The sequence below is a fragment of the Rossellomorea yichunensis genome (assembly GCF_032337515.1).
GTDB classification, from domain to species: Bacteria; Bacillota; Bacilli; order Bacillales; family Bacillaceae_B; genus Rossellomorea; species Rossellomorea yichunensis.
In genome coordinates this window covers 1-2,723 of the sequence record NZ_JAVYAD010000011.1, presented here as the reverse complement: position 1 = coordinate 2,723, position 2,723 = coordinate 1, and the positions used below count along the sequence as shown (strand labels likewise).

Here is a 2,723-nt window from a genome sequence, read left to right as displayed (position 1 = left end):
AAGAAGGCAAAGGGCGCCTTCCAGGCCCATTCACCTTATGCTTGTCGGGGCTGAACGAGCCGCCTCCGCTTTTGGGTATACCCTGTATGGAAGTTTGGAAGTATAAATGATGAATACACAATTTGATATGAATGACATATATATAGAAAAATGATGGGCTATGATAATAGGTAGTATGACATTTCCTTTGACAAAGAAAGTTTCCTTGATGCAAGATGGTAGTATTCAAAATTGTTGATCGGAGGAGAGGGTTTGCATGTTCATAGATTGGTTAAGTGGATTCAATCCAGCTGTGCAGGCACTGTTTGGAGGTACGCTAACCTGGGGGTTAACCGCGCTGGGGGCGGCATCGGTTTTTTTCTTTACCAAAATTGAAAAACATACATTGAATATGATGCTCGGGTTTGCCGCAGGTGTCATGATAGCGGCATCGTTTTGGTCACTTCTTGCTCCTTCTATAGAGTTCAGTGAGCAAAATGGTCAGATTCCTTGGCTCGCCCCTGCTATCGGCTTTTTACTTGGCGGCCTTTTTATTAGACTGCTGGATTTTGTAGTACCTCATTTGCATCTCGGGAACTCAGCGGAAAAAGCCGAGGGACCTCCTACTAAATTTAAAAAATCAACCCTACTATTTCTTGCAATCACCCTTCATAACATTCCTGAAGGTTTAGCCATCGGTGTGGCTTTTGGGGCTGCGTCTATGGGACTTGGTGACGCAACATTGGTAGGGGCGATCGGGCTTGCAATCGGAATTGGAATTCAGAACATGCCTGAAGGGGCAGCACTGTCCATTCCATTGCGCGGAGAAGGAATGTCACGTCTGAGGTCCTTCAACTATGGTCAGCTTTCTGCCATCGTTGAACCCATTGCTGCCGTAATTGGTGCAGCTGCTGTCCTATTAGTGCAGCCGTTGCTTCCTTACGCACTGGCATTTGCTGCAGGTGCCATGATTTTCGTGGTAGTAGAAGAGCTGATCCCGGAGTCTCAATCCTCTGGAAGTACAGACTTGGCCACACTGGGACTCATGCTTGGATTTGTAGTGATGATGATTCTGGACGTATCTTTAGGTTAATAAAAGTAGCATGCGGCTTAGATCGCATGCTTTTTTTATTTCCAAAAATAGTATAATGGTAGTGAAGGGGGCGAAAGTGTGAAGATTGGGCTTGTGAGACACTTTAAAGTAACAAGAGGATATCCTGATAGATTTGTGACATCCGAAGAATTAATGAAGTGGGTAGAAGAGTACGATGAGTCTGATGTAGAAGAGAACGAGGTGGATCTTCATGATATTGAATGGAAGAAGTGCTATGCAAGTGACTTAGCCAGGGCAGAAGTAACCGCACGAGAAGTCTATGCAGGGGATATCGTATCGTTGAAGGAACTGCGTGAAATCAGGCTATCTCCCTTATTCAGTTCCAGGAGAAAGCTTCCACTGTTTTTACATTTATTTATGATCAGAGTAGCCTGGTGGTTTAATCATCGTTCTCAGCCTGAAAGTAAGAAAGAGATCCTTAAAAGAATCAACGCGATTGTCGATGCGATCATACAAGAGGGTGAGGACGTTCTCATTGTAGGCCATGGCGGGATTATGATATTTATGAGAAAAGAGCTTATAAAACGTGGGTTTAGAGGCCCTAAGTTTAGAAGACCTTCAAACGGGAAGCTATATGTATTTCAAGACAGAAAAGGATGATTCCTGGGAATCATCCTAAGTCATTTCTCTATCAGGTCAGTTTTTAACAATCAATAAAATCTTTCCTTCATCGAGCTTTTCTTCGTACTGATCCGCTTCTTCGTGAGAAAATCCAACTTCCATCAGCTTGTTTCGGAGTTCGTCACCTTTTTTCAGGATCATGTTCCCTACTGCAGTCCCTATCCCTGTTTCCTTTACACCAATTTCATTGGCGTCAGCGCGATCAGCTACTCTGTCCGTCCGGTCATCATCATGGGATAATACATAAAGATTATGTTTATCGATACCTTGAGAAGAAAGCTTTTCAACTTCTGTAATTAATTCCTTATCGTCATAAAATTCCTTAACAGTCGGTTTCAATTCAGGTCTCCTCCATCATTTAAATTGTACTGTCGTTTATCTTTTCCCATGGATTAGCAATGGTAAACCTGTGGAGATGTGGGTATACCTATTAGTAATGTGTAATCCAAGAAAGGAGATCTCAAGATATGGAAGAAGTTCATTCTTTAGAATCCATCAATGCTACACTTGCTGCAGAAAAGCTGAGTTTACTATACATTTCAAGACCCAATTGCTCTGTTTGTCACTCTCTTTTGCCACAAGTGAAAGGAGTATTGGAAGAGTTTCAAGATGTGAGGTCCATTCATGCGGATGCAGAAGAAATACCGGAAATAGCAGGTGAATTCTCCATCTTCACTGTCCCGGTCGTCATCGTTTTTGTAGATGGTAAAGAAATGTTCAGGAAGGCCAGGTTCGTTCCAATTGACGAGTTACATAGCCAGTTGTCCCGTCTGGTGAAGATGTTAGACAACTAAACAAACGTTTGATTAAGAGAGAAAGTTGTTGGTCTGACAAGGTAGAAAGGGTTAAACGGTTGTTTAAGACCGTAATATTACGTCATGTGGTGAAACACATAAAATTAAGGGCTGTTTTGAAACGGCACTTTTTTTAATGGCTCTGTTAAAGTATGTTGTTGATAATTGCGTATGACGAACGAATGTTCTATAATAAAGTCATCAAATATGAGTTG

General features: G+C 42.2%; 4 protein-coding genes. 3 read left to right on the top strand and 1 reads right to left on the bottom strand.

The genetic code is table 11. The annotated features are described in order from the left end of the window. Nucleotides 1-256: 256 nt before the first annotated feature. Nucleotides 257-1,072, top strand: a complete 816-nt coding sequence (locus RSX31_RS21665) for a ZIP family metal transporter (RefSeq protein WP_148967242.1) — start codon at nucleotides 257-259, stop codon at nucleotides 1,070-1,072. A gap of 78 nt (nucleotides 1,073-1,150) precedes the next feature. Continuing rightward, nucleotides 1,151-1,693, top strand: a complete 543-nt coding sequence (locus tag RSX31_RS21660; protein ID WP_315635995.1) for a histidine phosphatase family protein — start codon at nucleotides 1,151-1,153, stop codon at nucleotides 1,691-1,693. A gap of 36 nt (nucleotides 1,694-1,729) precedes the next feature. Here RSX31_RS21660 and RSX31_RS21655 read toward each other — a convergent pair whose 3' ends face one another. Continuing rightward, the gene (locus tag RSX31_RS21655) at nucleotides 1,730-2,053 is read right to left on the bottom strand and encodes a general stress protein (protein WP_148967244.1); all 324 of its coding nucleotides are present in this window, start codon (nucleotides 2,051-2,053) and stop codon (nucleotides 1,730-1,732) included. 128 nt (nucleotides 2,054-2,181) lie between these two features. On the opposite strand from RSX31_RS21655, the gene RSX31_RS21650 reads away from it, so the two are divergent. After that, nucleotides 2,182-2,508: a thioredoxin family protein gene (locus RSX31_RS21650; protein ID WP_148967245.1), complete on the top strand. Its 327-nt coding sequence runs from the start codon at nucleotides 2,182-2,184 to the stop codon at nucleotides 2,506-2,508. Nucleotides 2,509-2,723 lie beyond the last annotated feature (215 nt).